Source organism: Phenylobacterium sp., assembly GCF_030693625.1.
Lineage (GTDB): Bacteria > Pseudomonadota > Alphaproteobacteria > Caulobacterales > Caulobacteraceae > Phenylobacterium > Phenylobacterium ferrooxidans.
Genome location: NZ_JAUYAF010000027.1, coordinates 53,304 through 78,214, shown reverse-complemented (window position 1 = coordinate 78,214; position 24,911 = coordinate 53,304). Strand labels below are relative to the sequence as shown.

Here is a 24,911-nt window from a genome sequence, read left to right as displayed (position 1 = left end):
TCTCCCGCAAGCGGGAGAGGAGGTGCTAGCCCGGCCCTCAGCGGTGTTCCACGTGAAACACCTTATTTTCCAATGCAGAAGGTCGCAAAGACCCGGTCGAGGACGTCCTCAGGGTCGATCGCCCCGGTGATGCGGTCCAGGGCGCGGCCGGCGAGGCGGACGTCTTCGGCGGCCAGTTCAGGGGAGCCGTCCACAGCCAGGGCATGCTCCAGCCGGGCCAGGGCCTCGGTCAGCAGGTCCTTGTGACGCAGGCGGGTGGCGGTGGGGAGCTCGTCGCCCGAGAGGCGCTGGAGCACCTGGTCGGTGAGGGCGGCCAGGATCACGCCGACATGGGTGGTGTCGCGGGCGCTGATGCGGTGCAGTTCAAGCTCCAGGGCCCGGGCCTCCACCACCGCCCGGCCGGTATCGTCGCCCGGATTGAGATCAGACTTGTTGATCACGCAGAGGTCGCCGGCGCTCAGCTCCTCCGGCGGGGGGTCGATGGCGGAGGATGCGCCGTCCACCACCCAGATCCTCAGATCGGCGGCGGCGGCCCAGGCCCTGGCGCGGCGGACGCCCTCGGCCTCGATCTCGTCGTGGGTGTCGCGCAGGCCCGCGGTGTCGGCCAGCAGCACCTTGTAGCCGGCGAGCCGCAGCGGAACCTCGATGACGTCCCGCGTCGTGCCGGGGGTGGCCGTGACGATCGCGGCCTCACGACCGACCAGGGCGTTGAGCAGGGTGGACTTGCCGGCGTTGGGCGCGCCCACCAGGGCGATGCGGAAGCCCTCGCGGATGCGCTCGCCGCGATCCACGTCGGCAAGGGCCAGGTGAAGCTCGGCGATCAGGCGCTGCAAATGGGGCCGGGCGCGGTCGGCCACCTCGACGGGGACCTCCTCATCGGGAAAGTCCACGGCGGCCTCGAAATTGGCCAGGGCCTCGATCAGATCGCCCCGCCAGCGCTGGTGGGCGCGGCCGAGGGCGCCTTCCACCTGGGCCAGGGCCTGGCGGCGCTGCGCCTCGGTCTCGGCCTCGATGAGATCAGCGACCCCTTCAGCCTGGGCCAGGTCCAGCTTGCCGTTTTCGAAGGCCCGGCGGGTGAATTCGCCGGGCTCAGCCAGACGGAGACCGAGACCGCTCAAGGCTTCAAGAAGGCGGGAGACCACGGCGGGGCCGCCGTGCACGTGAAACTCGGCGCTGTCCTCGCCGGTATAGCTCGCCGGGCCAGGGAACCAGAGCACCAGCGCCTGGTCGATGGGGCCGCTGTCGGAGCCAAGGGTTCGCACCGCCGCCAGGCGCGGGCGGGGCGTCTCGCCGGCCAGCGCCTTCACGGCCGCCCGCGCCGCAGGGCCAGACACACGGACGACCGCCACGGCGGCGCGGCCGGCGGCGGTGGCGGTGGCATAGATGGTGTCGGTCATTTCGGGCGGTTGGCGCCGCCGCCCATGCCCATGTCCACGGCGGTGGACATCAGCTTGCGGAACTGTTCCTGGGCCCCGACCCCGAAGGCGGTCCAGTTCTTCATCAGCTCATCGGGGGAGAGCATGTTGATATTGGCCGACATCCGGTTCTGCATCTCTTCCACCAGCTTGTCGTTCAAGGCGGTGACGTCGGGCAGGCCCATGAAGGTGCGGGCCTCGATGGGGGTGCAGTCGATCTCGATGGTCATCTTCATGGCGGGGCCCTTCCTTCAAGCAATAGTTATGGCCGGTTGCGGCCACTGCGCGCTAGTAGCCAAAGCAGACCAAGACAAACGGAGCTCCGCATGGCCGGCGAAACCATCACTCTCAAGACCGACGACGGCGACTTCAACGCCTATGTGGCGCGGCCGTCCAAGGCCAAGGCCCCGGCCATCGTGGTCATCCAGGAGATCTTCGGGGTCAATGCGGTCATGCGCGAGATCGCCGACGGCCTGGCCGACCAGGGCTATCTCGCCATCTGCCCTGACCTGTTCTGGCGCATCGAGCCCGGGATCGACATCACCGACCAGTCGGAAGCCGAGTGGAAGAAGGCCTTTGAACTGTTCAACGCCTTCGACGCCGATCTCGGAGTCAAGGACATCGCCGCGGTGATCGACCATATCCGCGCCGATCGCGGCTGCTCGGGCAAGGTGGGCGCCGTGGGCTACTGCCTGGGCGGCCTGCTGGCCTACCTCACCGCCACCAACACAGACGCCGACGCCAGCGTCGGCTATTACGGCGTCGGCATCGAGAATCGCTTGGGAGAGGCCGAGAAGCTGGAACGGCCCCTGATGCTGCATATCGCCGAGGAGGACCAGTTCGTCCCCAAGGAAGCCCAGGCCATCATCCTCCAGGCCCTGAAGAACCACCCGCAGGTCACCGTCCATACCTATCCCGGCCGTGACCACGCCTTCGCCCGCCATGGCGGCGAGCACTATGACGCCGACGCCGCCCGCCACGCCAATGGCCGCAGCCTCGCCTTCTTCCAGCAACACCTGCTCTAGGCCCAGACCATGCGCGCCATCCAGATCGACGCCACCGGCGGTCCCGAAGTCCTCAAGCTGGTGGACATCCCCGCGCCCGAGCCGAGACCCGGCCAGATCCTGGTGCGCAACCAGGCCATCGGGCTGAACTTCATCGACACCTATCACCGCTCGGGCCTCTACCCCCTGAAGCTGCCCTCAGGCCTCGGAATGGAGGGGGCCGGCGTCGTCGAGGCCGTGGGGGAGGGGGTGACCCGCTTTTCGGTGGGCGATCTCGCGGCCTATGCCTCGGGTCCGATCGGCGCCTATGCCGAGCTTCACGCGGTCAATGCCGAGCGGGCGGTCAAGCCGCCGGCGGGGATCGACGCGAGCGTTGCGGCGGGCGCCCTGCTGAAGGGCATGACGGCGGAGTTTTTGCTGCGGCGCTGTTACGAGGTGAAGCCCGGCGACCACATCCTGGTCCACGCCGCGGCCGGCGGGGTGGGCTCGATCCTGGTGCAGTGGGGCAAGGCTCTGGGCGCCGCGGTGATCGCCACCGCCGGGTCGCAGGACAAGGTCGACCGGGCCAAGGCGCTGGGGGCCGACCATGTGATCCTCTACCGCGACGCCGATGTCGCCGCCGAGGTGCGCAGGATCACCAATGGCGTGGGCGTCGCGGTGGCCTATGATTCCGTGGGGGCCGCGACCTTTGAGGGCACCTTGGGAAGCCTGGCCAAGCGCGGCCTGTTCGTCAGCTTCGGCAACGCCTCCGGGCCGCCCCCGGCCATCGCGCCCGCGCGACTGATGCAGGCGGGCTCGGTGTTCCTGACCCGGCCGACCATGGGGGACTATCTGCTGACCACCGATGAGCTGGACGCCTCGGCCGCGGCGCTGTTTGCGGTGATCGCCTCGGGCCAGGTGAAGATCGATATCGGCCAGACCTTCCCGCTCGCTGAGGCGCGCAAGGCGCATGAGGCGATGGAGGGCCGCGATACGGTCGGGGCGAGCTTGCTGATCCCGTAAGGACCTTTCCTCCCCTGCGCAGCGGGGGAGGGGACCATGCGCAGCATGGTGGAGGGGGCAAGACCGGGCGCGGAGCTTGAGGCCGCCCCTTCCACCACGCCTGCGGCGCGGTCCCCCTTCCCCGTAAACGGGACAGGAAATAGCTGGCGGACCTCTCAGACCTCCCGCTTCCAGCCCCAGGCCTGGGTCACCCTTGGCAGGCTCATGAACACCGAGGGGTCATCGCGGGCCTTCACCAGGTCGGAGATGTAATCCACCAGGGTTTCACGTGAAACACCCATGGATTCAACAGCTTCTGCGATTCCGGCCAGGGTCAGGGCGGCCATGGCCTTGGCGGGGCCGGTGAGGCCCGCCGGCTGGACCACCCGGGCCTCGATGCCGATGAAGCCCGCGCGGCCGAGCATCGCCGGCAGCTTGGGACCGATCTCAGGGTCCGCCCCGCGCTTGTGAGCGCAGGCGACATACCACTGCACGAAGTGGCGGAAGCTGAGACGGGTCGGCTCGCAGAGATGGGCGGAGAACTCCACATCCTCCACCACCAGCAGGGCGTCAGGAACCAGGGCGCGTTCGAAGCACGCCACGGCGTCGGTCGGGTCGGTGAGGTGGGAGAGCAGGAAGCGGGCGTAGATGACGTCGAAGGGGCCAAGCGCCTCGGCGCGCTCATAGCCGCCCACGTGGAACGCGGCGTTGGACGGCGCGTCCTGGCCGGCCATGGAGATCTTGATCTCGTCGAGGTCGAGGCCGGTCACCGGGCCTGAGGTGCGGCGCGCCAGGTCGCGGGTCACCTCGCCCCCGCCGCAACCCACATCCAGGATGCGGGCGCCGGCCGGGATGCCGACCCGGTCGAGGAGGGACCCAGTCGACTCGGCCATGGCCTGGGACAGGACCGAAAGCCGCGCGGCCCCGGCCATGCCGCCGGCGATGATATAGCTCTCGCTCATCGGACCGACTTCCCCTCAAGCCAGGCGGAAGTCGGAAACCGGCGACCGCTAGGTGTTCATCGACTGGAAGAATTCGTCGTTGTTCTTGTTCTGGCGCAGCTTGTCGAGCAGGAACTCGATGGCGTCCTGGGCCCCCATGGGGTTGAGGATGCGGCGCAGGACATAGGTCTTCTGCAGCTGGTCCTTCGGGGTGATCAGCTCTTCCTTGCGGGTGCCGGACTTCAGCACGTCGATGGCCGGGAAGATGCGCTTGTCGGCGACCTTGCGGTCCAGGATGATTTCCGAGTTACCGGTGCCCTTGAACTCTTCGAAGATCACCTCGTCCATCCGGCTGCCCGTATCGATCAGGGCCGTGGAGATGATGGTGAGCGAGCCGCCTTCCTCGATGTTCCGCGCCGCGCCGAAGAAGCGCTTGGGGCGCTGCAGGGCGTTGGCGTCCACACCGCCGGTCAGCACCTTGCCCGAGGACGGGACCACGGTGTTGTAGGCGCGGCCCAGACGGGTGACGCTGTCGAGCAGGATGATGACGTCGCGCTTGTGCTCCACCAGGCGCTTGGCCTTCTCGATCACCATCTCGGCGACCTGGACGTGGCGGGTGGCGGGTTCGTCGAAGGTGGAGCTGATCACCTCGCCGCGCACGGTGCGCTGCATGTCGGTGACTTCCTCGGGCCGCTCGTCGATCAGCAGCACGATCAGGTAGCACTCGGGGTGGTTCACCGCGATGGACTTGGCGATGTTCTGCAGCATCACCGTCTTACCCACCCGAGGCGGGGCCACGATCAGGCAGCGCTGGCCCTTGCCCAGCGGGGCGACGATGTCGATCAGCCGGCCCGAGCGGTCCTTCAGGGTGGGATCCTCGATCTCCATCTTCAGCCGCTCGTCGGGATAGAGCGGGGTCAGGTTGTCGAACAGCACCTTGTGGCGGACGTTCTCGGGGTTCTCGAAATTGGTGAGATCCACCTTGATGAGGGCGAAGTAGCGCTCGCCCTCGCGGGGCGCGCGGATGGCGCCGTCGACGGTGTCGCCGGTGCGCAGGCCGAACTTCCGGATCTGCGAGGGGCTGACATAGATGTCGTCGGGGCCGGGCAGGTAGTTGGCCTCGGGACTGCGCAGGAAGCCGAAGCCGTCGGACACCACTTCCAGGGTGCCGGAGCCGGAGATCTCGATGCCTTCCTCGGCAAGCGTCTTGAGGATCGCGAACATCATGTCCTGCTTGCGCATGGAGTTGGCGTTCTCGATCTCCAGCTTCTCGGCGAAGGCCAGCAGGTCGACCGGCGACTTGTCCTTCAGCTCCTGGAGGGACATCCGGGTGATGCCCAGCGCGGCGATGGCCGCGGAGAGTTCGTTGTCTTCATCGTCGTCCACGCTCTCCTGCGGGGCTTCGACCTGGGCGTCCATGGCCTGGTCGAGGGCGGAGTCTTCGGTGTCGAGGGTGTTGTCTTGGGACATGGGTCGCGCCTTGATACAGCTCGACGCGCCCGGACTTGAGACAGTCCTCGGGCGTCGAGCAACTTGAAACGTCTGGGGCGGGCCTGGGGCTCGCCGGGGTGTTCAGGGGCCGGGACGCAGCAGCTCTAAATCTTGGGAAGCGCGCGTCGCCGGAGATAGGGCGGGGCATGACTTCGCGTTTGCGCGACGCCATGTGGGGCCAGCGGAACCACATCGCGCGGTTCGGGTCAAGGATTGTGGGCTTTGACCCCAACACCAACACCGTCATCCCGGACGGCCGACAGGCCGATCCGGGACCCAGGGGCGGAGAGCGCGGCCCCTGGGTCCCGGCGCTCCGCTGCGCTACGGCCGGGATGACGTGAGGGGTTGGGACTAGCTCCCGAACTCCATCGTCACCGCCAGGACCATGATGATCGCAGCGATGAAGGGCAGTTCGTTGGTCATCTTCCAGAAGCGGGCGGTGCGGGTGTTGGTCCCGGCCACGTATTTCTTGCGCGCCGCGCCCAGGAACCCGTGCCAGCCGGTCATGAAGACGATCCCCGACAGCTTGGCGATCATCCAGGGCTGCTGCAGGTACTCCCAGCCGCCGCGGACCTCGGTGGCATTCACATAGATCAGGGCCAGGCCGAACACCCAGGTCGCCACCATGGCCGGGCCCATGATGATCCGGTAGAGCTTCAGCTCCATGGTCTGGAAGAGCTTGTCCATCTCGCCGCCGGGCACGGCGTCGGCGTGGTAGGCCAGCAGCCGGGGCAGGTACATGATCCCGGCCATCCAGGCGATCACCGCGATGATGTGCAGGCCGCGCAGCAGATTGTAGTCCACGCCTAAGCTCCCTGGGTTGATCGCCCGCATTTGCCATAGCCGGCGGGGCAAAGCCATGCCCCCTCCGGTGCGGCGCCGCCACCGCGCGCCAGGGCATGGGTCACGGTCTGGGCCAGGGCGGCGATGAAGGCCTGGTCAACGCCGAGCGCCGGGGCCCGCAGATAGGGGGCGACCCCCTGGTTCTCGGCCAACTCGGCATATTCGTGGTCCAGCTCCACCAGGGTCTCGATGTGCTCGGAGACGAAGGCGATGGGCGACAGCAGCAGGCCGACCCCTTGCTCGCCGGCGATGTGGATCTCCTCCACGGTCGAGGGGCCGATCCACTTCATGGGGCCGACCCGGCTCTGGTAGCAGACGCGCCAGTCGGGCAGCTCGGGCAGCAGGGCCGCGACGGCCGCCGCCGTAGCCTCGACCTGGGCCTGGTAGGGATCTCCGCCCTTGATCACCTTTTCCGGCAGGCCGTGGGCGGAGAACAGCAGGCGGACCTTGGCGGGCCGGCCGGCGTCGATCCAGGTCTTGCGGATCGTCTCGGCGTGGGCGGCGATCACCCCTTGCGCGGTCGGATAGCAACAGACGGTGCGGGTGCGGCCGGGACCTTTGTAATTCTTCGCCCAGTCCTGCAGGGACGAGGCCGTCGTGGTGGTGGAGAACTGCGGATAGAGCGGCAGCAGGACGATCTCGTCGGGGGCGAAGGCCGCCACCTCCTTCGCCGTCTGGTCTGCGAAGGGCTTCCAGTAGCGCATGGCGATAAAGGCCTTCACCGTCAGGTCGGGACGGGCGCTGGCGAGGGCCGCGTCGAGGGCGGCGGCCTGCTTCTGTGTCTCCGGCAGCAGGGGCGAGCCGCCGCCCATGATGTTGTAGTTGGCCTGGGCCGAGGCCTCGCGGCGCGAGGAGATCAGGGCGGCGATGGGATAGCGCAGCAGGGCCGGGACGCTGATGATCGCCGGGTCCTTGAACAGGTTGTACAGGAACGGCCGCACGGCCTGCGGCCCGTCCGGGCCCCCGAGGTTGAAGAGGACGACCGCGACGCGGCTCACTTGCCGGTCACCCGGCGGATGGTGCGCTCGATGTGCTCGATCGGGGTGTCGGGCAGGACCCCGTGGCCGAGGTTGAAGATATAGGGGCCGGAGTTCCACTGCTCGATCAGGGCGTCGACCCGGGCGTCCAGGGCCGGGCCACCGGCGCGCAGCAGCAGGTTGTCCAGCGCTCCCTGGATGGTCTTGCCGCTGTCCTGGATCTTCTGGCCGAGCACCGCGCTGGCCTGGGTGTCGAGGGCGACGCAGTTGACCGGGACCCGGGCGGCGTAGTTCTCCACCAGGGCGCCGGCGCTACGCGGGAAGCCGATGAACGGCACGTCGACCCCAGCGGCGCGGACCTTCTCGATGATGGCGGTGTGCGGCTTGATGACGATGCGTTCGAAGACGTCCTCGGCCAGGCCCTCGGCCCAGCTCTCGAAAAGCTTCAGAACCTGGGCGCCGGACCTGGCCTGCATCACCAGGTAACGGGCGGTGCTCTCCACCAGGACGTCCAGCAGGCGGTCGAGCTTCTCCGGGTGCTGGTAGGCGTAGGTCCGGGCGCCGGAGCGGTCGGAGCCGCGGCCCTCGATCATGTAGGTGGCTACGGTCCAGGGGGCGCCGGCGAACCCGATCAGGGCGCGGTCCGGCTCCAGCTCGGCGCGCACGCGCGACAGCGTCTCGCCGATGGCCGACAGCCGACCGGTGGAGGCCTCGATCTGGTCAGCCATGCTTTCGATGGACGGAAGTTCGCCCAGACGGGGACCTTCGCCCGCCTCGAACCAGACCTCCTGGCCGAGCGCCTGGGGGATCAGCAGGATGTCGGCGAAGACGATGGCGGCGTCCAGGGGGAAGCGGCGCATCGGCTGCAGAGTGGCCTCGGCCGCCATCTCCGGATTATGGCAGAAGGCGATGAAGTCCTTCGCCCGGGTCCGCAGCTCCCGGTACTCGGGCAGGGACCGCCCTGCCTGACGCATGAACCAGACCGGCGGGCGGTCCAGGGTTTCTCCGGCGAGCGCCCGGAGCAGGCGGGGTTCTGAACTGTTGGACATGGAGGGCGTTAAACCGGCTTCGAGGCTCGGGCTCAAGCCCGCCTGTTCTTCCTCGCCTGCCTTCTACCTTTCTAAGAAATAGAATCTTGGATGAAGAGGTAGCGGTAGGGCCTGGGCAAGCCGGGGACAAAGCCCAGTGTCGCACCCGCTTTTCGACCCCCTTTCCCCAGCCAACGGCAGCTTTCTCCGCAGGGCCAAGGCGCCGCTGTGGATTGTGTTAATGAAGTCTTAACGTGCTGATCGGCCTTAACGATTCATTAACCCCAAGGCTCCGGTTCGGGTGAACGAACAGGAGTCATTCGCCGCGCGCCTGGCGCCGTCGTCGGACAACGCGCGCCGCAGGGACAGCTGATCCACGACCCCCGGGCAAACCCCGCGAACGGCGCCCGTTATCCGCAGGCCCGGTGATCGACGCGCGAATTGGCCGCGGCTATCCCCAAGCGGGCCCGGCTTCGCTAAGAAGGTATCGACTCCTCTATCCCCAGATATTTCGACGCACCCGCCAACGGCGACCCGGATCCGATGACCACAGCCTCGCGCTTCGCCACCTATTTTCATGTGCACCTGGTCTCCGACTCCACCGGCGAGACCCTGAACGCCATGGCGCGCGCGGTCTGCGCCAGGTTCGAGAACGTTCTGCCCATCGAGCACATCTACGCCCTGGTCCGCTCGCCCCGGCAGCTGGAGCGGGCGCTCACCGATATCGAGGCCGCGCCCGGCGTGGTGATCCACACCATCGTCGACGATGAGCTGCGGGCGGCCCTGGAGGAGGGCTGCCGAAAACTGGACATGGCCTGCATCCCGGCCCTCGACCCTCTGGTCTCGGCCCTGTCGCGTTATCTGGGGGCGGCGCTGACACGGCGGGTGGGCGTGCAGCACGCCCTGGACAACGACTATTTCAACCGCATGGACGCGCTCAACTACGCCATTGGCCACGACGACGGCCAGGGCGGCCAGGACCTGGACCAGGCCGACGTGGTCTTGGTGGGCGTGTCGCGCACGTCGAAGACTCCCACCTGCATCTATCTGGCCCACCGCGGGGTGCGGGCCGCCAATGTGCCCCTGGTTCCGGGCCGGGCGCCGTCGGAGAAGCTGCTGACCCTGAAGAACGCCCTGATCGTCGGCCTGACCATCTCGCCCGACCGGCTGATCCAGATCCGCCGCAACCGGCTGCTCAGCCTGAAGGAAGATCGCGACTCCAGCTATATCGACATCGAGGCGGTCCGGCAGGAGACCGTCCTGGCGCGCCGGCTCTATGAGCGGATGGAATGGCCGGTGATCGACGTCACCCGCCGCAGCGTCGAGGAGACGGCCGCCGCCGTGCTCAACCTGCTGAACGGCGGGCACGGCCAGATCGAGGTGCTGGGATGAGCGGTCATCAGATCATCCTGGCCTCCAAGAGCGCAGCCCGCACCGCCGTGCTCAAGGGCGCGGGCGTCCCCTTCGAGACCGCCGTCTCTGGCGTCGACGAGGAGGCGGTCAAGACCGCGATGCTGGGCCAGGGCGGCACGCCCCGCGACGTGGCAGACGCCCTCGCCGAGCTGAAGGCCGTTAAGATCTCGCGGGGCCGGCCAGGCTTCGTGATCGGGGCCGACCAGACCCTGGAGTTCGAGGGCGGGCTTTACGACAAGGCCGAGACGGTGGAGGCGGCGCGCGAGCGGCTGAAGCTGCTGCGCGGCAAGCCGCACAGGCTGCATTCGGCGGTGGTGGTGGCCCGGGATGGCCAACCGATCTGGCGCGAGGTGGCCACCTGCACCCTCACCATGCGCGAGTTCAGCGACGATTTTCTGGAGGCCTATCTGATCGCCGAAGGCGATGAGGCCCTGGGCTCGGTGGGCTGCTACCGGCTGGAGAGCCATGGCTCGCAGCTGTTCTCCAAGATCGAGGGCGACTATTTCGCCATCCTCGGCCTGCCCCTGCTGGGCCTGCTGGACCTGCTGCGCAAGCACGGGGCGCTGTCGGCATGACCAGGATCACCGGCGCCACCGTGGTGGCGGGTGTGGTGGGCCACCCGATCGCCCACTCGATGAGCCCGATCCTGCACAACGCATGGCTGGCGGCGGCGGGGATCGACGGCGTCTATGTGCCCTTCGACGTCTCTCCGGAGAATTTCCCGAGCTTCATCAAGGGCCTGCGGGGCGGCTCGCTCGCCGGCCTCAACGTCACCGTGCCCTTCAAGACCCAGGCCCTGGCCCTGGCCGACCAGGTCAGCGAGCGGGCGCGCCTGGCTCAGGCCGCCAATGTCCTAGTGTTCGGGCCAGACGGCGGGATCCTGGCCGACAATACCGACGGGCTGGGCCTGCTGACCGCCTTCGAGGTCCAGGCGCCAGGCTTTGATCCCGCCGCAGCGCCGGTGGCCATACTGGGAGCGGGCGGCGCGGCGCGAGGCGCGGCGGCGGCCTTCCTCAGCGCCGGCGCCCGCGACATCCGCATCATCAACCGCACCGTGGCCCGCGCCGAAGAGATCGCCGCCGATCTGGGCGGTTGCGTCCGCGCCTATGGGCTGGACCAGGCCGGGCCTGGTTTTGACGGTGTCGGCGCCCTGATCAACGCCACCTCGGCCGGGCTGTCGGGGGCGGGGGTGCTGGACGTGCCGATCGCAGCGACGCCGCGAAGCGCCGTGGTTATGGACATGGTCTACAAGCCGCTGCTCACCCCGTTCCTGGCGCAGGCCCAAGCCCTGGGTCGCCCCACCGTGGACGGACTGGAAATGCTGATCGGCCAGGCCATACCGGCCTTCCACGCCTTCTTCGGCCAGCCGCCCCCCGAAGGCGTCGATGTCCGAACCCTCGCCAAGCAAGCCCTGGGACTTTGAAACAATGCTGATGATCGGGCTGACCGGCTCCATCGGGATGGGGAAATCCACCACCGCGGCCATGTTCCGCGACGCGGGCGTGCCCGTCTACGACGCCGACGCCGTGGTGGCCGACCTCTATCTGAAGGGCGGCGCCGCCGTCGAACCCCTGGAGGCGGCCTTTCCAGGCGTGACCAAGGACGGCGCCGTCGATCGCGAGGCGCTTCGCCAGCGGGTGCTGGGAGACGACGCGGCCATGGCCAAGCTGAACTCGGTGGTCCACCCGCTGATGGGGGCTGACCGCGCAGCCTTCTTCGCCCGCGCCCAGGCGGCCAAGGCCGACATGGTGGTGATGGACATCCCCCTGCTGTTCGAGACCAAGGGCCACCTCAACATGGACGCCGTGGTGGTGGCCTCGGCGCCGGAAGACCAGCAGCGCGCCCGGGTCCTGGCCCGGCCCGGCTGGACCGCAGAGCGTCTCGACGACATCCTCAAGCGCCAGCTGCATGACAGCGAGAAGCGCAAGCTGGCCCATTTCATCGTCGAGACCGGCCAGGGTCTGGATCACGCACGGGCCCAGGTGCACGAGATCATCGCCACACTGAGGGACCCGGCGCGTCGTCCCCAGGCAATCGGCCCTGCGACCTGAGGCCAGGTTGAAACCCGGTTCGAAGCGCGGCATCTAGGGTCATGGCCCGCGAAATCGTCATGGACACCGAGACGACCGGCTTCGAGCCGCACCTCGGCCACCGGCTGGTGGAAATCGCCTGCCTGGAGATCGAGGACTTCCTGCCCACCGGCCGGCACTTCCACGTCTATATCGATCCCGAGCGCGACATGCCGCCGGACGCCGAGCGGGTGCACGGCCTGTCGGCCACCTTCCTGCGCGGCAAGCCGAAGTTCGCCCACCCCGAGGTCAGCCACGCCTTCCTGGAGTTCGTCGGCGACGCCCCGCTGATCGCCCATAACGCCACCTTTGACCGGGCCTTCATCAATCACGAGCTGGGGGTCTGCGGCCTCAACATCGTCGAAGACCACCGCTGGATCGACACCCTGGCCCTGGCGCGCAAGCGCTTCCCTGGCATGGCCAACTCGCTGGACGCGCTCTGCAAGCGCTTCAAGATTTCGCTCACGGAGCGGGAAAAGCACGGCGCCCTGATCGACGCCCGCCTGCTGGCCGCGGTCTATCTGGAGCTGAAGGGTGGCCGCGAGCGGAGCCTGGAGCTGATGACCCAGGCCATGGACACCGCCGCCTATGCGGTGGCCAATCCCTCGGTCTACGGCGCCCGGCCCCGGCCGCTGGCGTCGCGCTCCACCGACGCCGAGCGGGAGGTCCACGCAGCTTTCATCCGCGAGGTGCTGAAGAACGACGAGCTCTGGGTGCGGTTCGGGCTGTAAACACAGCCGCTCAGCCCGGCGAAGGCCGGGGCCCAGGTCGTAGGTCACGACCTGGGATCAAATTCTGAAAGCGGCGGATGAATCTGGGTCCCGGCCTTCGCCGGGATGAGCGGATTCTCTTACGCGTTGCCGATCTGCGGGGCGCCCTCGGCCTGGGCTCGGCGGGCGGCGTAGACGCCGGCGAAGTCGATCGGGTCCAGCAGGAAGGGCGGGAAGCCGCCGTCCGAGGTGACGTCGGCGATCACCCGGCGGGCGAAGGGGAACAGGAAGCGCGGGCATTCCACCAGCAGCACCGGTTCCAGCTCCTCCTGCGGCACGCCGGCGATCTCAAAGACGCCGCCATAGAGCAGCTCGACGTGGAAGACCGGGCCGTCGTCGCGGGAGGCGCGGGCCGAGAGCTTAAGATCCACCTCGAAGAAGCCGTCGTCGCGACCCCGGGCGTTCATTTCCACGCCCATGTCGATGGAGGGCTGGCTGGCGCCGGCCCGCAGGCTGTCGGGGGCGCGCGGGTTCTCAAAGCTGAGATCGCGGATAAATTGGGCGAGAATCCGGATTCCGGGCTCGGGCAGGCCGATTTCGGCGCCGTTTTCCTGGCCGGCCGCGTCAGTGTCGCTCATGGTGGCGAAGATTCCGTGCTCTAAGGACGTCCATTCACGCCCTGTTTGGGACCGGCGCTGCTATCATGCGACTTTCGCCGATGCAACGTCGCCCCTGACGGGGGCGTTGCAACGTCCTATATTAGGCTCCACCCCCCGTCTCCAACGAAGCGATAGTGTTTTGCCGATCTTAGAGCTGATCATCTTTGCAGGCCTCGCGGTCGTCGTGCTGTTCCAGCTCTATTCGGTGCTGGGCCGCAGGGTTGGCCGGCAGCCGGAGGACAACGCGGGCGATCCAGCCCTGGCCACCGTCAAGCCCGCGCGGCTGGAGGGCGACGAGCCCCAGGCCGCCGAGGCCGCCGAGGGCGTGGCCCTGTCAGGCCTGGCCGCCGTGCGCGCCCGCGACGCGAACTTCGACCTTGGCCGCTTCCTCGGCGGGGCCAAGGGCGCCTATGAGATGATCGTCACCGCCTTCGCCGCTGGCGACCGCGACACCCTGCGCAACCTGCTGGCGCCCGGCATCCTGGCCAGCTTCGACGCCGAAATCGCCCGGCGCGAGGCCGAGGGCCGCACCGAGCTGGTGGAGTTTTCCCATCCGCCCCGCGCCGACCTGGAAAAGGCCGACGTGAACGGGGACACCGCCCAGGTCACTGTCCGCTTCCTGGCCGAGTTCCGCAGCCGCACCAAGGGCCCCGAGGGCGAGGGCGTCGATGATCGCCGCACGGCCGAACTCTGGACCTTCGAACGCAATCTTAAGAGCCGCGACCCCAACTGGACCCTCGTCCGCGTCGACGCCGCCGAGGCGTAGGACCTTATCCCGGCCCCCGGCCGTTCCAGCCCGGAGTCCGTCGTGGCCCCACTAAAAATTCTCCTGGCCAGCCTCTGCGCCCTGACCCTGGCCGCCTGCGCCACCGCCAAGCCGGGTCCCGCGCCGCGTCCGGGACCCCGCCCGACCCCCGCGCCGGCTCCCGCCCCCGTCCTGGAGCAGTTCAGCGACCTGCCGGGCTGGGCGGCCGACGATCACGCCGCCGCCTTCGAGGCCTACCGATCCACCTGCGGCGCGGCGCGGGACGCGGCCATGGGGGAGATCTGTCGCCGGGCGCGGGCGCGGCCCCTGCTCTCCGGGCCTGAGGCGCGGGCCTTTTTCGAAGACAATTTCCGCCCCGAGGCGGTGCCGGGCGAAGGCGTCCTGACCGCCTATTACGCGCCGGAGTATGAGGCGCGCGCGCGCCCCGACGCCGAATTCTCCGCGCCCGTACGGCCCAAGCCCGTCGACCTGGTGTCCAGCGGCCAGGGCGGCCGCGACGCCCAGCAGCGGGGGCCGGACGGCAAGCTCGGCCCCTATCCCGACCGCACGGCCATCGAAACCTCGCCCCCGACCCAGGTGCTGGCCTGGATGCGGCCCGAGGAGCTGTTCTTCCTGCAGGTCCAGGGCTCGGGCGTGGTCACCTATCCGGACGGCCGGCGGGTCAAGGTGCTGTTTGCGGCCACCAATGGCCGGACCTTCACCGGCATCGCCAATCCCATGCGCGACCGCGGGCTGCTGGCGGCCAACAACACCTCAGGCGAGGCGATCCGCCAGTGGCTGGCCGATCATCGTGGGCCCGAGGCCGACGCGATCATGCGGCTGAACCCGCGCTACGTCTTCTTCACCACCGCTCCGGACGACGGACGCCCGCCGGTGGGCTCGGCCGGGATCCCCCTTCCCACCGGCCGCGCCATCGCGGTGGACCCGAGCCGGCACGCCAGCGGCGAGCTGTTCTGGATCGACGGAGTCGCCCCGATCCTCAACGGCGCCTTCCCCACCTACCGGCGGCTGGTGACGGCGCTGGACGTCGGCGGGGCGATCAAGGGTCTCGTGCGCGCCGACCTGTATCTGGGCCAGGGCCAGCGCGCCGGGACCGAGGCCGGCCGCGTGCGCCATACCCTACGAATGCACCGCCTGGTCCCCAGGGTCGGTCCGGGCCGGTGAAACGGCCGATCCGGCCCGACGAGCAAAGGCTGTGGTCCATGGTGGCGGCCACGGTCCACCCCATGCCGGGCCGCACGGTCTCCAAGGCCGAGCGCGACGCCCTGGCCGCCCAGATCGACCGCAATGCGCCGGCCGCGCGCATCCCCATCCCCGAAAAGCCCGCGCCCAAGCGGCCGCCACATCCGTGGCTGGGACCTGAAGACATCGAGCCGCGCCGCAGGCATCGCATCGCCCGGGAACGCGAGGAGATCGGCGGCCGCATCGACCTGCACGGCATGGACCAGATGCAGGCGAAATCCGCGCTCGAGGGCTTCGTGCTCAGCGCCTGGAACCGCGGCGACCGCGCCGTCCTGGTGATCACCGGCAAGGGCGCGCGCGGGGACGGGGTGTTGCGCCGCATGACCCCGGAATGGCTGTCGAGCCCGGCCCTGCGCGAGGTTGTCGCCGGCATCTCCGAGGCCCACCGCAATCACGGCGGCGAGGGCGCGCTCTATGTGGCCCTGAAACGCAAGAGCCGAGGCTAAACCCCGGCCGACAGGGGCAGTTCCTCCTCGGCGTCCTCCTCCAGACTCCACTCCGCCGCCACCGTGGTGACGGCCACGTCGGCGGTGACGTTGCCGATGGTGCGGGAGATGTCGGGCAGGGTCTCCACCGCCAGCAGCAGGGGCAGGAGCTCCATCGGCACCCCCATGGCCATGGAGATGGGACCAAGCGTGGTGAAGAAGGTCACGGCGCTGGCGATGCCGACGGCGGCCAGGCTGACCGTGGCGGCCACCAGCACGCCCACCAGCATCACCAGGGGGCTCAGGGGCACGCCGTAGATGTGGGCCACATAGATCACCACGGCCATGTTGCCCGCTGGGCTGGTCATGCGGAACAGGGCCACGGCCATGGGCAGGACCACGCCGCGCACCTTGTCGGGGACCCCCAGCTTCTGGGCGGTCTCCAGCATGGCCGGCAGGGAGGCCAGGGACGACTGGGTGGAAATGGCGACCGCCTCCACCGGGATCATGGCGCGGACAAAGGCCATCAGGGGCACCTTGCCGAACACCACCGCCAGGATGACGGCGAAGACCGCCATGCTGAGGCACATGATCGAGACGATGACCACGTAGTGGCTGAGCACGCCGACGGCTCCCAGGCCCGTGCGGGCGCCGGTGACCAGGGCCAGGGCGAAGACTCCGAAGGGCGCGGCCCACAGCACCCAGTGCACCAGGGTCATCATGGTGTCCCGCACCGCGTCGAAGAACCCGAACAGCGAGGCGCGCTTGGCCGCCGCGATCCGGGTGGCGGCCATGCCGAACACCAGGGCGAAGACCACCAGGGGGGCCATGGCCCCGTCGGCGGCCACCTTCACCGGATTGGTGGGGATGAAGCTCTTGACCATTTCCTGGATGGTGGGGGTCGGGGGAATCTCGCCGTTGGCGGTGTCGGCCGAGGCGCGCAGGGCCTGGGCGGCCTCCACGGGCGCGGGCCAGAGCGCCAGCAGGGCCGGGGTGGCGATGGCTGCGAAGCTGGCCGACAGCACCAGCAGCACCGCGAAGAGGCCCAGGGTCTTGGCCGCGTCGCCGCCGGCCCGGGCGGTGTCGGCGGCCTGGGCGACCCCCGTCACCAGCAGGGCGAAGACCAGGGGGATGATGGTCATCCGCAAGGCGTCGAGCCAGACCCCGCCGGCCGGCTCGGCCACCGCGATGATCTGAGGCGCGTAGTCGGGGAGGTAGGCCGCCACGGCGGCGCCGGCGCCGAGGCCGGCCACGAGGCCGAGGAGTACGCGGGTCGTCAGGGTCATGGGGCAGGTTCACCGGGCCAGCGCGTCCGCGCCAGCAAAAAAACCGCCGTGGGCCCGCCGGTTCCCTAGTCGGGCAGGGCGAAGGCGACGATCTGGTCGCCGCGCCTGGTGTCGGACTTGGAATGGCCGCCGGCGGCGATCACCACATACTGGCGGCCCTTCCAGACATAGGTCATGGGGGTGGCCTGGCCCCCGGCCGGCAGGCGGCCCTTCCACAGCTCCTTGCCTGTGCCGGCGTCGAAGGCGCGCAGGTAGTTGTCCATGGCCGCGCCGATGAAGACCAGGCCGCCCCCGGTGACGATGGGGCCGCCGAAATTGGGGGTGCCGGTCCCCCGCATCAGGACCTGAGAGCCGGGCGCCAGGTCCCGCGTGGTCCCCAGGGGCACGCGCCAGAGCACCCGGCCGTCGTGCATGTCGATGGCCGAGAGCTCGCCCCAGGGCGGGGGGTTGCAGGGCAGGCCGAGCGGCGAGCGGAGCAGTTCGCGCTTCATGCCGTAGCGGGCCCCGGCGTTGGGGCTGATCTCCAGATCGGGCTGGGCCTCGCGGGCGGCCTTCACGGTCTGCGCCGGGATCAGGGTCACCTTGTGCAGGGCGCTGGAGGTGTTGGCGTAGACGATCTGGCGAGCGGGATCGAAGGCGACGCCGCCCCAGTTGGAGCCGCCGCCGGTGAAGGGATAGATGATGGTCCCCCGGGTGGTGGGCGGGGTGTAGAGCCCCTCGTTGCGGGCGCCCTCGAGCAAGCGACGGCAGGCCGCGCGGTCCCAGGGGGTGAGCCCGAAGGCGTCCTGCGGGCCGATCTTGTCTGGCGCCAGGGACTTGGGCGCGATCGGAAAGGGCTGGGTCGGGGACAGGGTTTCCCCCAGCGCGCCGCCCTGGGGAACCGGGCGCTCCACCACCGGGATGACGGGGGCGCCGGTGTCGCGGTTCAGCGTGAAGAGCAGGCCCTGCTTGGTGGTCTGGATCACGGCGGGCGAGGTGACGCCGCGATAGGTGACGGTGGCCAGGGTCGGCTGGGCCGGGACGTCATAGTCCCAGACGTCGTGATGGGTGGTCTGGAAGCCCCAGGCCAGCTCGCCGGTGGCGGCCTTCAGCGCCACCACGGAATTGGCGTGCCCGCCGTCCCCGGGCCGGGCGGCGCCGTAGAAGTCCGGGCTGGCGCTGGAGGTGGGCAGAAAGACCAGGCCCCGGGCCTCGTCCACCGACATCGGCGCCCAGACATTGGCGGCGCCGGCGCGGACCTGCGGCCGGACGCTGTCGAGCGGATCAAACCGCCACGTCAGCTGGCCGGTCACCGCGTCGAAGGCGTGGACCGCGCCGGAGGTCTCGTCGACCTTCTGATTGTCGTCGATGGAGGAGCCGGTGATCACCAGCCCTCGCGTCACCACCGGCGGCGAGGTGATCTGGGCGCCGCCGGGGCGGGTCAGCTTCACGCCGGGAATGGCGGGGACCCAGCCCCCCGTCCCGAAACCGCGACAGGCCCGGCCGGTGGCGGCGTCCAGGGCGAACAGCCGCCGGTCGTTGGTGTTCATGAAGATCCGCTCGGCGCAGGGCGCGCCCTGCGGCGCGGCGGGGTTCCTCCAATAGGCCAGGCCCCGGCAGGTGTAGTCGTTGGGGTAGTCGACACCGGTGGCGATCTTCGGGTCAAAGCGCCACAGCGGCGCGCCGGTGGCCGGCTCGATGGCGCTGGCCGCGTTGAAGGGCGAGCACAGATAGAGCCGGCCCGCCGCCAGGATCGGGGTGACCTGGAAGGAGGCGCGCTCCATGGCGCCGCCCTTGGTCTCCATGTCACCGGTGGAGAAGCTCCAGGCCGGTTTCAGCCGCTTGACGTTCTGCGGCGTGATCTGGGCGGCGGTGGAATAGCGTTGGCCCCCGGCGTCGCCGCCATAGTGGGCCCACCCGGCGTCGGGCGCAGGGGCGACCTGGGGCGCGGAACAGGCGGCGAGGCTGGCGGCGGCGAGCAGGTGCAGGGCGTGTCGGGTCATGCGCCCAGAGGAGCGTCAGAAACCGCTGCGGTAAAGGTGGGTTGGGACGAGCGGCGGACCTGCCGGGACGAACGGCTCTACCGCTTTGGATTGGAGCCGAAAAGGCTCACCGCCAGGCCTGGCCGGCGACGTAGGCGGCGGGCTCGCGGGTCAGGGCCCGGACCGACTGGTCGTCGAGACGGCAGGCGGCGACGGGCAGGCCGCCGGCCACATCGACGATCCTGCAGGTGATGTTCTGGGCGAAGGCCACGGCCATCAGCGAGCCGCGGCTGGCCGGATGGGCGGCGGTCTTCTGCAGGGGCTCCGGCGCGAGCGCGACCTCGACCCACTGGTCAGGGGTGGCGCCGAGCGCCACACACAGGCGTTCGGAGTCCAGCACCTGCAGGACAGGGCCGTGGATTTCCGCGCCGACGTCGGGGGCGGAACCCTGGCAGACCGTCTCGGCGTGGGCGGCGCCTGCGAAGCTGAGCAGGGCTATCGCTCCGATGAGTCCGCTGAGTTTCTGAGGTGTAGACGCCACGACGGCCCCGCCCGGATTAGGATTCTGTTAAAACAATCCACAGGGAGTCGCTTTGTTCCGGGCTGGACCCCAAATGCGTTGCAGGCGTTACTGGGGCGACAAGAGGACCACATGAGCAAGCCGATCACCATCACCATCCCCCACGACCTGGGCGCCGCCGTCGCGCGGCAGCGGATCGAGGAGGGCTTCGGCAAGATCAGCCAGCAGTTCGGCGAGGCCGCCTCCAAGGCCCTGACCAAGACCTGGACCGGCGACCGCATGGACTTCTCGGTGGCCGCCATGGGCCAGCACATCACCGGCCACCTGGACGTTCAGGAGGCCGCGGTGCTGATGACCATCAACCTGCCCAATGTGCTCGCCCTGCTGGCCGGCAAGATCAAGGGCCGGGTCCAGAAGGAAGGCCAGCTGCTGCTGAAGTAGCGGGCGGCCTTAGGCCTCGGCCAGGGCCGCCAGGGTCCGCCGTCGGTAGAGCCACTCGACGCAGGCCAGGATGACCACCGCCAGGACCAGTTCGAAGCCCAGCTCGCTGAGCTTGATGGCGGTCGGCGCGGAGGTGGGCAACAGCACCTCTCCAAACATCGCTACCCCCAGGTTCTGGGTGGCGTGGGCCCCGATCCCGAACTCCAGGCCGCCGAGGCGCAGGGTCGCCCAGGCGAACACCATGCCCAGCAGGGCCCGCGCCGCCAGGGCGCCGGGATCGAACTCCAGGTGGAAGAGGGCGAAGATCACGCCGTTGATCAGCAGCACCAGCCAGACCCGGCGGGTGAAGACGCCCACCTGCTGCAGCAGATAGCCCCGGAACACCACCTCCTCGGCCCACGAGGCGATCAGGAAACCCAGGCTGACGGCGGCCATGTAGATCAGGCGCTGTTTCAGGGGCTCGCCCGCGTCGAGGATCGGCGCCTCGCCGCTCTGCGGCATGAGCACCGAGATCAGGCTCAACGCCAGGATGGCCACCACGCCCGCCGCCGCGCCCCAGGCCAGGACCTGCCAGCGGAAGCGGGGCGCCACGGTGATCCAGCTGCGGAAGGGCCGGCGGAAGATCAGCCGCGCCGCCAGCAGCAGGCCCGCCGCCGCGGCGGCCAGACCGATCCCCACCTCGACGATATAGACGCTGGACTTCAGCAGGCGTGGCAGGTCGCCCAGCTCCCCGCCGACGACATTGAGCGGCACGCCAAGGGCCCGACCCGCGCCGAACACCGCCAGGATCACCGCGAAGCTCGCAGCGATGGCGGCCACCGGGCCGGCCAGCGCCATCAGGGCCACCCGGCGCCCGTCTCGGTCGCGGGGCGTCGTCTGCGCGAGGAAGGGCGGCGTCGCGCGGCCGGCGAGCACGTCGAGGGCGGGGATCATCAAGGGCCAGGTTAGCGCGGCCCGCGCACCTCGACTATGGTGGCGCCATGCGCGTCGCTGCTTTCGCCGTCACCGTCACTCTTTTGTTCGCCTCCCTGTCGCTGGGCGCCGCCCAGGCCGCCGACCGCGGCGTCATGCAGGACAAGGACACCTTCCGCGACGCGGCCATGGCCCCGCTGGAGGACCTGAATCTCAAGCAGAAGGGCATTCCCGATGTCCTGCTGCGGGCCCGCGCCGATCCCTATGACATGGAGGGCCTTTCCCGCTGCGAACCCATCGCCGGCGAGATCGGCCGGCTGGATGCGGCCCTGGGCCCCGATCTCGACGAGGCGCCCCCGCCCGACACCCGGACCCGCGCCGAGAAGGTGGGCGGGGCGATCAAGGACGCCGGCATCTCCGAACTGCGCAGCGAGAGCCGCAGCCTGCTGCCGTTCCGGGGTTGGGTCCGCAAGCTCACCGGCGCCGCCCGCCACGACAAGAAGGTCCAGGCCGCGATCCGCGCCGGCGAGGTGCGCCGGGGCTATCTGAAGGGCGTGGGCATGCGCATGAACTGCGCTCCGCCCGCCGCCCCCAGCTGGTTCGTCCCGACCCCGCCGCAGAGCGTGGTGGAGAAGGTGATGGGCCAGTCCTTCGACGGTCTCTGGGCGCGGATCACCGCCTGGTTCTGGAGCTGGTGGCCGTTCTGACCGCTCTTCCTCCCGCAAGCGGGAGAGGAGAAGGGCCTAGGTCTCCGACTTGCGTCGCCAGGCCTTTTCTTCCAGGCCCGAGCGGCCTTCGCGGCTTTCCAGCCAGGCGGCGACGTCGTCCAGGCTGACGCCGGCGGCGGCCAGGACCACCAGGAAATGGTACATCAGGTCGGCGCTCTCGGCGGCCAGGCCGTCCCTGTCCTTCTGGACCGCGGCGATCACCACCTCGACAGCCTCCTCCCCCAGCTTCTTGGCGGCGCGCTCCACGCCTTCCGACAGCAGCTTGGCGGTATAGGAGCTCTCGGGGCTGGCGCCCTTGCGCGTCTCGATGGTGGCGGCGAGGCGGTCGAGGGTCTCGGAAAAGCGGCTCATGCGAAGGCCTCCGTCAGGCGGACAGGAATGTGGGCGGCGGCCATGGCGCGCTTGACCTCGCCGATGGAGACTTCACCGAAATGGAAGATCGAGGCGGCCAGGACGGCGTCGGCGCCGCCCTTGGTCACGGCCTCGACCATGTGGGCCGCGCTGCCGGCGCCGCCCGAGGCGATCACCGGCACGTTCACCGCCGCGGTCATGGCGGCCAGCAGCTCGATGTCATAGCCGGTCTTGGCGCCGTCGCGGTCCATGGAGGTCAGCAGGATCTCGCCCGCGCCGCGCTTCACCGCGTCGACGGCGTAGTCCACAACGTCCAACCCCGTCGCGGTGCGGCCGCCATAGGTATAGACCTCCCAGCCGTCGTTGCGTCCGCCGGAGCCGTTGCGCGCCGTGCCGTGCTTGGCGTCGATGGCCACCACCACGGCCTGGGAGCCGAAGGCGTCAGCGCAGGCGCTGATCAGGTCGCGGTTCTCCACGGCGGCGGTGTTGACGCTGATCTTGTCGGCCCCGGCCAGCAGCAGACGCCGGGCGTCCTCCACCTGGCGGATGCCGCCCCCCACCGACAGCGGCATGAAGCAGACATCGGCGGTGCGGGCGATGACGTCGAGGATGGCGCCGCGTCGCTCGTGACTGGCGGTGATGTCCAGGAACATCAGCTCGTCGGCGCCGGCGGCGTCATAGGCCCGCGCCTGCTCGACGGGATCGCCGGCGTCGCGCAGGGCCACGAAGTTCACGCCCTTCACCACGCGGCCGTCCTTGACGTCCAGGCAGGGGATGACGCGAACCTTCAGCATCAGGCGGCGACCTTGAGGGCCTCAGCCGGGTTGATGGCGCCGTTGTAGAGCGCCCGGCCCAGGACGGCGCCCGCGATCGGCACGCCCTTGCGCGCCCGCAGACGCACGATGTCGTCGACGCTGGCCAGGCCGCCGGCGGCGATCACCGGGATGTTCACCGCGTCGGCGATGGCCCCGAAGGCTTCGACATTGAAGCCCATCACCGTGCCGTCGCGGTCGATGTCGGTGATGATCAGGGCGCCCACGCCGGCGTCCTCGAAGCGCTTGGAGACGGTGACGGCGTCGAGGTCGGAGCTCTCGGTCCAGCCCTGCGTCGCCACCTTGCCGGCCCGCACGTCGACGCTGACGGCGATCTGCTCGGGCCATTCGCGGGCGCAGGCCTTGACGATCTCGGGCTCGGTGACGGCGATGGTGCCCAGGATCACCCGGGAGACGCCGGCCTCGATCCAGCGTTCGACGTCCTTCATGGAGCGGATGCCGCCCCCCAGCTGTACGGGGATGGAGACGCTTTCGAGGATCGCCTCGACGGCCTTCTCATTGATCGCCCGGCCCTGGACGGCGCCGTTCAGGTCGACGACGTGGACCCAGTGGAATCCGCTCTCCACGAACTGCCGGGCCTGGTCGGCGGGGGAGGCGTTGAAGACGGTGGCGGTGGTCAGGTCGCCGTGCAGCACGCGCACGCACTGGCCGTCCTTCAGATCGATCGCGGGATAGAGGATCACGGACGCCACTCCAGGAATCGCGCCAGGAGGGCAAGCCCGGCGCTCTGCGACTTTTCAGGGTGAAACTGTACGCCCGCGACATTGCCCTTGGCGACAGCCGCTGGGAAACGGCCGCCGTGGTCGACCCAGGCGGCGACGTCTGTCTCGTCGTCCGGGTAGAAGGCGAAGGAGTGGGTGAAATACATCGGCGCGTCACCGATCCCGGCGATCAGGTCGGGGCCGTGGGGCGAAACCAGGGTGTTCCAGCCCATGTGCGGGATCTTGGCGGTGGCGTCGGAGGGTTCGACCCGCCGCACATCGCCGGCGATCCAGTCCAGCCCGCGGGTCTCGCCGAACTCCAGGCCGCGTGACGCCAGCAGCTGCATGCCGACGCAGATGCCCAGGAAGGGTTGTCCCTTGGTGCGGACGGCCTGGGTCATCGCCTCGATCAGGCCAGGACGCTCGGAAAGCGCGGTCATGCAGGCCGAGAAGGCCCCCACGCCGGGCAGGACGATGCGGTCGGCGTTGGCCACCGTCTCGGGGTCACAGGTGACCACGATCTGGCTCGCGCCGTCGGCGGCCTTCACCAGGGCCTTTTCGGCCGAGCGAAGGTTGCCCGACCCGTAGTCGATCAGGGCGACATTCTGCATGGATCAGATCCTACAGGACGCCCTTGGTCGACGGAGCGTGACCATGGGTCTTGGGGTCGAGTTCGACGGCGGTGCGCAGGGCGCGGGCCAGGGCCTTGAAGCCGCTCTCGGCGATGTGGTGGCTGTTGTCGCCGTAGAGGGTTTCCAGATGCACGCAGGCGCCCAGGTTCATGGCGAAGGCGTGGTGGAATTCCTTGAACAGCTCGGTGTCGAACTCGCCGATCTTCGGGGTCTTGAACGCGACCTTCCAGATCAGGTACGGGCGATTGCAGAGGTCGAGGGCGCAGCGAGTCAGGGTTTCGTCCATCGGCACATAGGCGTGGCCGAAGCGGTAGATGCCCTTGAAGCCGTCCAGCGCCTGCCGGATGGCCTGACCGATGACGATCCCGGTGTCTTCCACCGTGTGGTGAAAGTCGATGTGCAGGTCGCCCTTGGTGCGGACGTAGAGGTCGATCCCGCTGAATCGCGCCAGACCGTCCAGCATGTGGTCAAAGAAGCCGATGCCGGTCTCGACATCGGACACGCCGGAGCCGTCCAGATCCACGCGGACCGTGATCTGGGTTTCCTTGGTGTTGCGGACGACTTCGGCCGTGCGGGCCATGG

Annotated in this window: 30 protein-coding genes; 13 read left to right on the top strand and 17 right to left on the bottom strand. The window is 69.3% G+C overall.

The features are described from left to right. Positions 1-62: 62 nt before the first annotated feature. Together mnmE and Q8N10_RS06360 are read right to left on the bottom strand one after the other, a co-directional pair. Positions 63-1,397: a tRNA uridine-5-carboxymethylaminomethyl(34) synthesis GTPase MnmE gene (gene mnmE, locus Q8N10_RS06365; protein WP_304780549.1), complete on the bottom strand. Its 1,335-nt coding sequence runs from the start codon at positions 1,395-1,397 to the stop codon at positions 63-65. Then, positions 1,394-1,651, bottom strand: coding sequence for a DUF6489 family protein (locus Q8N10_RS06360; protein ID WP_304780547.1), 258 nt, complete (start codon positions 1,649-1,651; stop codon positions 1,394-1,396). Before Q8N10_RS06360 ends, mnmE begins: the two co-directional genes overlap by 4 nt. A gap of 90 nt (positions 1,652-1,741) precedes the next feature. Between Q8N10_RS06360 and Q8N10_RS06355 the strand changes: the two genes are divergently transcribed. Both Q8N10_RS06355 and Q8N10_RS06350 read left to right on the top strand, forming a co-directional pair. Beyond that, on the top strand, positions 1,742-2,440 hold the full coding sequence (locus Q8N10_RS06355) for a dienelactone hydrolase family protein (protein ID WP_304780545.1): 699 nt from the start codon (positions 1,742-1,744) through the stop codon (positions 2,438-2,440). 9 nt (positions 2,441-2,449) lie between these two features. Further along, positions 2,450-3,421 (top strand): quinone oxidoreductase, encoded by a 972-nt coding sequence (locus tag Q8N10_RS06350; protein ID WP_304780542.1) that lies wholly within the window; start codon positions 2,450-2,452, stop codon positions 3,419-3,421. Between the two features lie 155 nt (positions 3,422-3,576). Here the strand turns inward: Q8N10_RS06350 and Q8N10_RS06345 are convergent, their stop codons facing one another. Both Q8N10_RS06345 and rho read right to left on the bottom strand, forming a co-directional pair. Further along, positions 3,577-4,362 carry a class I SAM-dependent methyltransferase gene (locus Q8N10_RS06345; protein WP_304780540.1) on the bottom strand — a complete coding sequence of 262 codons (786 nt, stop codon included), beginning with the start codon at positions 4,360-4,362 and terminating at the stop codon, positions 3,577-3,579. Positions 4,363-4,410: 48 nt separating this feature from the next. Continuing rightward, positions 4,411-5,811: a transcription termination factor Rho gene (gene rho, locus Q8N10_RS06340; protein ID WP_305663878.1), complete on the bottom strand. Its 1,401-nt coding sequence runs from the start codon at positions 5,809-5,811 to the stop codon at positions 4,411-4,413. A 167-nt stretch (positions 5,812-5,978) separates the two neighbouring features. Between rho and Q8N10_RS06335 the strand changes: the two genes are divergently transcribed. Next, positions 5,979-6,173 carry a hypothetical protein gene (locus tag Q8N10_RS06335; RefSeq protein ID WP_304780535.1) on the top strand — a complete coding sequence of 65 codons (195 nt, stop codon included), beginning with the start codon at positions 5,979-5,981 and terminating at the stop codon, positions 6,171-6,173. A 10-nt stretch (positions 6,174-6,183) separates the two neighbouring features. Here the strand turns inward: Q8N10_RS06335 and Q8N10_RS06330 are convergent, their stop codons facing one another. Genes Q8N10_RS06330 through hemE form a run of 3 tightly spaced genes read right to left on the bottom strand, consistent with a single transcriptional unit; the run spans position 6,184 to position 8,701 of the window. Beyond that, on the bottom strand, positions 6,184-6,636 hold the full coding sequence (locus tag Q8N10_RS06330; RefSeq protein ID WP_304780532.1) for a CopD family protein: 453 nt from the start codon (positions 6,634-6,636) through the stop codon (positions 6,184-6,186). Positions 6,637-6,638: 2 nt separating this feature from the next. Beyond that, positions 6,639-7,673, bottom strand: a complete 1,035-nt coding sequence (hemH, locus tag Q8N10_RS06325; RefSeq protein WP_304780530.1) for a ferrochelatase — start codon at positions 7,671-7,673, stop codon at positions 6,639-6,641. Beyond that, positions 7,670-8,701, bottom strand: coding sequence for a uroporphyrinogen decarboxylase (gene hemE / locus Q8N10_RS06320; protein ID WP_304780528.1), 1,032 nt, complete (start codon positions 8,699-8,701; stop codon positions 7,670-7,672). Before hemE ends, hemH begins: the two co-directional genes overlap by 4 nt. Positions 8,702-9,223: 522 nt before the next feature. On the opposite strand from hemE, the gene Q8N10_RS06315 reads away from it, so the two are divergent. The 5 genes from Q8N10_RS06315 to dnaQ are packed head-to-tail and all read left to right on the top strand — an operon-like array spanning position 9,224 to position 12,893. Continuing rightward, the gene (locus Q8N10_RS06315) at positions 9,224-10,072 is read left to right on the top strand and encodes a pyruvate, water dikinase regulatory protein (RefSeq protein ID WP_304780526.1); all 849 of its coding nucleotides are present in this window, start codon (positions 9,224-9,226) and stop codon (positions 10,070-10,072) included. Continuing rightward, complete coding sequence (locus Q8N10_RS06310; RefSeq protein ID WP_304780523.1) at positions 10,069-10,668, top strand: nucleoside triphosphate pyrophosphatase; 600 nt, start codon at positions 10,069-10,071, stop codon at positions 10,666-10,668. Before Q8N10_RS06315 ends, Q8N10_RS06310 begins: the two co-directional genes overlap by 4 nt. Continuing rightward, a complete protein-coding gene (gene aroE / locus Q8N10_RS06305; RefSeq protein WP_304780520.1) occupies positions 10,665-11,516 on the top strand; it encodes a shikimate dehydrogenase in 852 nt (283 codons plus the stop codon). Before Q8N10_RS06310 ends, aroE begins: the two co-directional genes overlap by 4 nt. Before the next feature lie 4 nt (positions 11,517-11,520). Beyond that, the gene (coaE, locus tag Q8N10_RS06300; protein WP_304780515.1) at positions 11,521-12,144 is read left to right on the top strand and encodes a dephospho-CoA kinase; all 624 of its coding nucleotides are present in this window, start codon (positions 11,521-11,523) and stop codon (positions 12,142-12,144) included. A 41-nt stretch (positions 12,145-12,185) separates the two neighbouring features. Further along, positions 12,186-12,893 carry a DNA polymerase III subunit epsilon gene (gene dnaQ, locus Q8N10_RS06295; protein WP_304780512.1) on the top strand — a complete coding sequence of 236 codons (708 nt, stop codon included), beginning with the start codon at positions 12,186-12,188 and terminating at the stop codon, positions 12,891-12,893. A 119-nt stretch (positions 12,894-13,012) separates the two neighbouring features. On the opposite strand, the gene secB is transcribed toward dnaQ, so the two are convergent. Then, positions 13,013-13,510: a protein-export chaperone SecB gene (gene secB / locus Q8N10_RS06290; protein WP_304780510.1), complete on the bottom strand. Its 498-nt coding sequence runs from the start codon at positions 13,508-13,510 to the stop codon at positions 13,013-13,015. A gap of 166 nt (positions 13,511-13,676) precedes the next feature. On the opposite strand from secB, the gene timA reads away from it, so the two are divergent. The 3 genes from timA to Q8N10_RS06275 are packed head-to-tail and all read left to right on the top strand — an operon-like array spanning position 13,677 to position 15,985. Further along, a complete protein-coding gene (gene timA / locus Q8N10_RS06285) occupies positions 13,677-14,297 on the top strand; it encodes a TIM44-related membrane protein TimA (RefSeq protein ID WP_304780766.1) in 621 nt (206 codons plus the stop codon). A gap of 42 nt (positions 14,298-14,339) precedes the next feature. Further along, positions 14,340-15,461 carry an MltA domain-containing protein gene (locus Q8N10_RS06280; protein WP_304780507.1) on the top strand — a complete coding sequence of 374 codons (1,122 nt, stop codon included), beginning with the start codon at positions 14,340-14,342 and terminating at the stop codon, positions 15,459-15,461. After that, positions 15,458-15,985 carry a Smr/MutS family protein gene (locus Q8N10_RS06275; protein ID WP_304780504.1) on the top strand — a complete coding sequence of 176 codons (528 nt, stop codon included), beginning with the start codon at positions 15,458-15,460 and terminating at the stop codon, positions 15,983-15,985. The genes Q8N10_RS06280 and Q8N10_RS06275 overlap by 4 nt, the downstream gene beginning before the upstream one ends. Here the strand turns inward: Q8N10_RS06275 and Q8N10_RS06270 are convergent. The 3 genes from Q8N10_RS06270 to Q8N10_RS06260 all read right to left on the bottom strand — a co-directional run bounded on the left by Q8N10_RS06270 (position 15,982) and on the right by Q8N10_RS06260 (position 19,752). Continuing rightward, positions 15,982-17,250, bottom strand: coding sequence for a dicarboxylate/amino acid:cation symporter (locus Q8N10_RS06270; protein WP_304780501.1), 1,269 nt, complete (start codon positions 17,248-17,250; stop codon positions 15,982-15,984). The two genes, Q8N10_RS06275 and Q8N10_RS06270, sit on opposite strands and share 4 nt — an antisense overlap. A gap of 65 nt (positions 17,251-17,315) precedes the next feature. Next, entirely contained in the window at positions 17,316-19,232 is a 1,917-nt protein-coding gene (locus Q8N10_RS06265) for a pyrroloquinoline quinone-dependent dehydrogenase (RefSeq protein WP_304780498.1), read from the bottom strand. A gap of 106 nt (positions 19,233-19,338) precedes the next feature. Beyond that, positions 19,339-19,752 (bottom strand): hypothetical protein, encoded by a 414-nt coding sequence (locus Q8N10_RS06260; protein ID WP_304780495.1) that lies wholly within the window; start codon positions 19,750-19,752, stop codon positions 19,339-19,341. A gap of 111 nt (positions 19,753-19,863) precedes the next feature. On the opposite strand from Q8N10_RS06260, the gene Q8N10_RS06255 reads away from it, so the two are divergent. Next, entirely contained in the window at positions 19,864-20,172 is a 309-nt protein-coding gene (locus Q8N10_RS06255; protein WP_304780492.1) for a polyhydroxyalkanoic acid system family protein, read from the top strand. A 9-nt stretch (positions 20,173-20,181) separates the two neighbouring features. On the opposite strand, the gene Q8N10_RS06250 is transcribed toward Q8N10_RS06255, so the two are convergent. Continuing rightward, the gene (locus tag Q8N10_RS06250; RefSeq protein ID WP_304780489.1) at positions 20,182-21,105 is read right to left on the bottom strand and encodes a CPBP family intramembrane glutamic endopeptidase; all 924 of its coding nucleotides are present in this window, start codon (positions 21,103-21,105) and stop codon (positions 20,182-20,184) included. Between the two features lie 47 nt (positions 21,106-21,152). Here Q8N10_RS06250 and Q8N10_RS06245 point away from each other — a divergent pair, with 47 nt between their 5' ends. Then, positions 21,153-21,791: a hypothetical protein gene (locus tag Q8N10_RS06245; protein ID WP_304780486.1), complete on the top strand. Its 639-nt coding sequence runs from the start codon at positions 21,153-21,155 to the stop codon at positions 21,789-21,791. Positions 21,792-21,827: 36 nt separating this feature from the next. Here the strand turns inward: Q8N10_RS06245 and Q8N10_RS06240 are convergent, their stop codons facing one another. From Q8N10_RS06240 to hisB, 5 genes are read right to left on the bottom strand one after another with little or no spacing between them, the layout of a single operon-like run. Further along, positions 21,828-22,163, bottom strand: a complete 336-nt coding sequence (locus tag Q8N10_RS06240) for a phosphoribosyl-ATP diphosphatase (protein ID WP_304780483.1) — start codon at positions 22,161-22,163, stop codon at positions 21,828-21,830. Continuing rightward, positions 22,160-22,957 carry an imidazole glycerol phosphate synthase subunit HisF gene (gene hisF / locus Q8N10_RS06235; RefSeq protein WP_304780480.1) on the bottom strand — a complete coding sequence of 266 codons (798 nt, stop codon included), beginning with the start codon at positions 22,955-22,957 and terminating at the stop codon, positions 22,160-22,162. Before hisF ends, Q8N10_RS06240 begins: the two co-directional genes overlap by 4 nt. Beyond that, positions 22,957-23,679, bottom strand: coding sequence for a 1-(5-phosphoribosyl)-5-[(5-phosphoribosylamino)methylideneamino]imidazole-4-carboxamide isomerase (hisA, locus tag Q8N10_RS06230; protein WP_304780477.1), 723 nt, complete (start codon positions 23,677-23,679; stop codon positions 22,957-22,959). The genes hisF and hisA overlap by 1 nt, the downstream gene beginning before the upstream one ends. Next, positions 23,676-24,308, bottom strand: coding sequence for an imidazole glycerol phosphate synthase subunit HisH (gene hisH, locus Q8N10_RS06225; RefSeq protein ID WP_304780474.1), 633 nt, complete (start codon positions 24,306-24,308; stop codon positions 23,676-23,678). The genes hisA and hisH overlap by 4 nt, the downstream gene beginning before the upstream one ends. Positions 24,309-24,318: 10 nt before the next feature. Next, the gene (gene hisB / locus Q8N10_RS06220; protein WP_304780471.1) at positions 24,319-24,909 is read right to left on the bottom strand and encodes an imidazoleglycerol-phosphate dehydratase HisB; all 591 of its coding nucleotides are present in this window, start codon (positions 24,907-24,909) and stop codon (positions 24,319-24,321) included. Between the last annotated feature and the right edge of the window lie 2 nt (positions 24,910-24,911).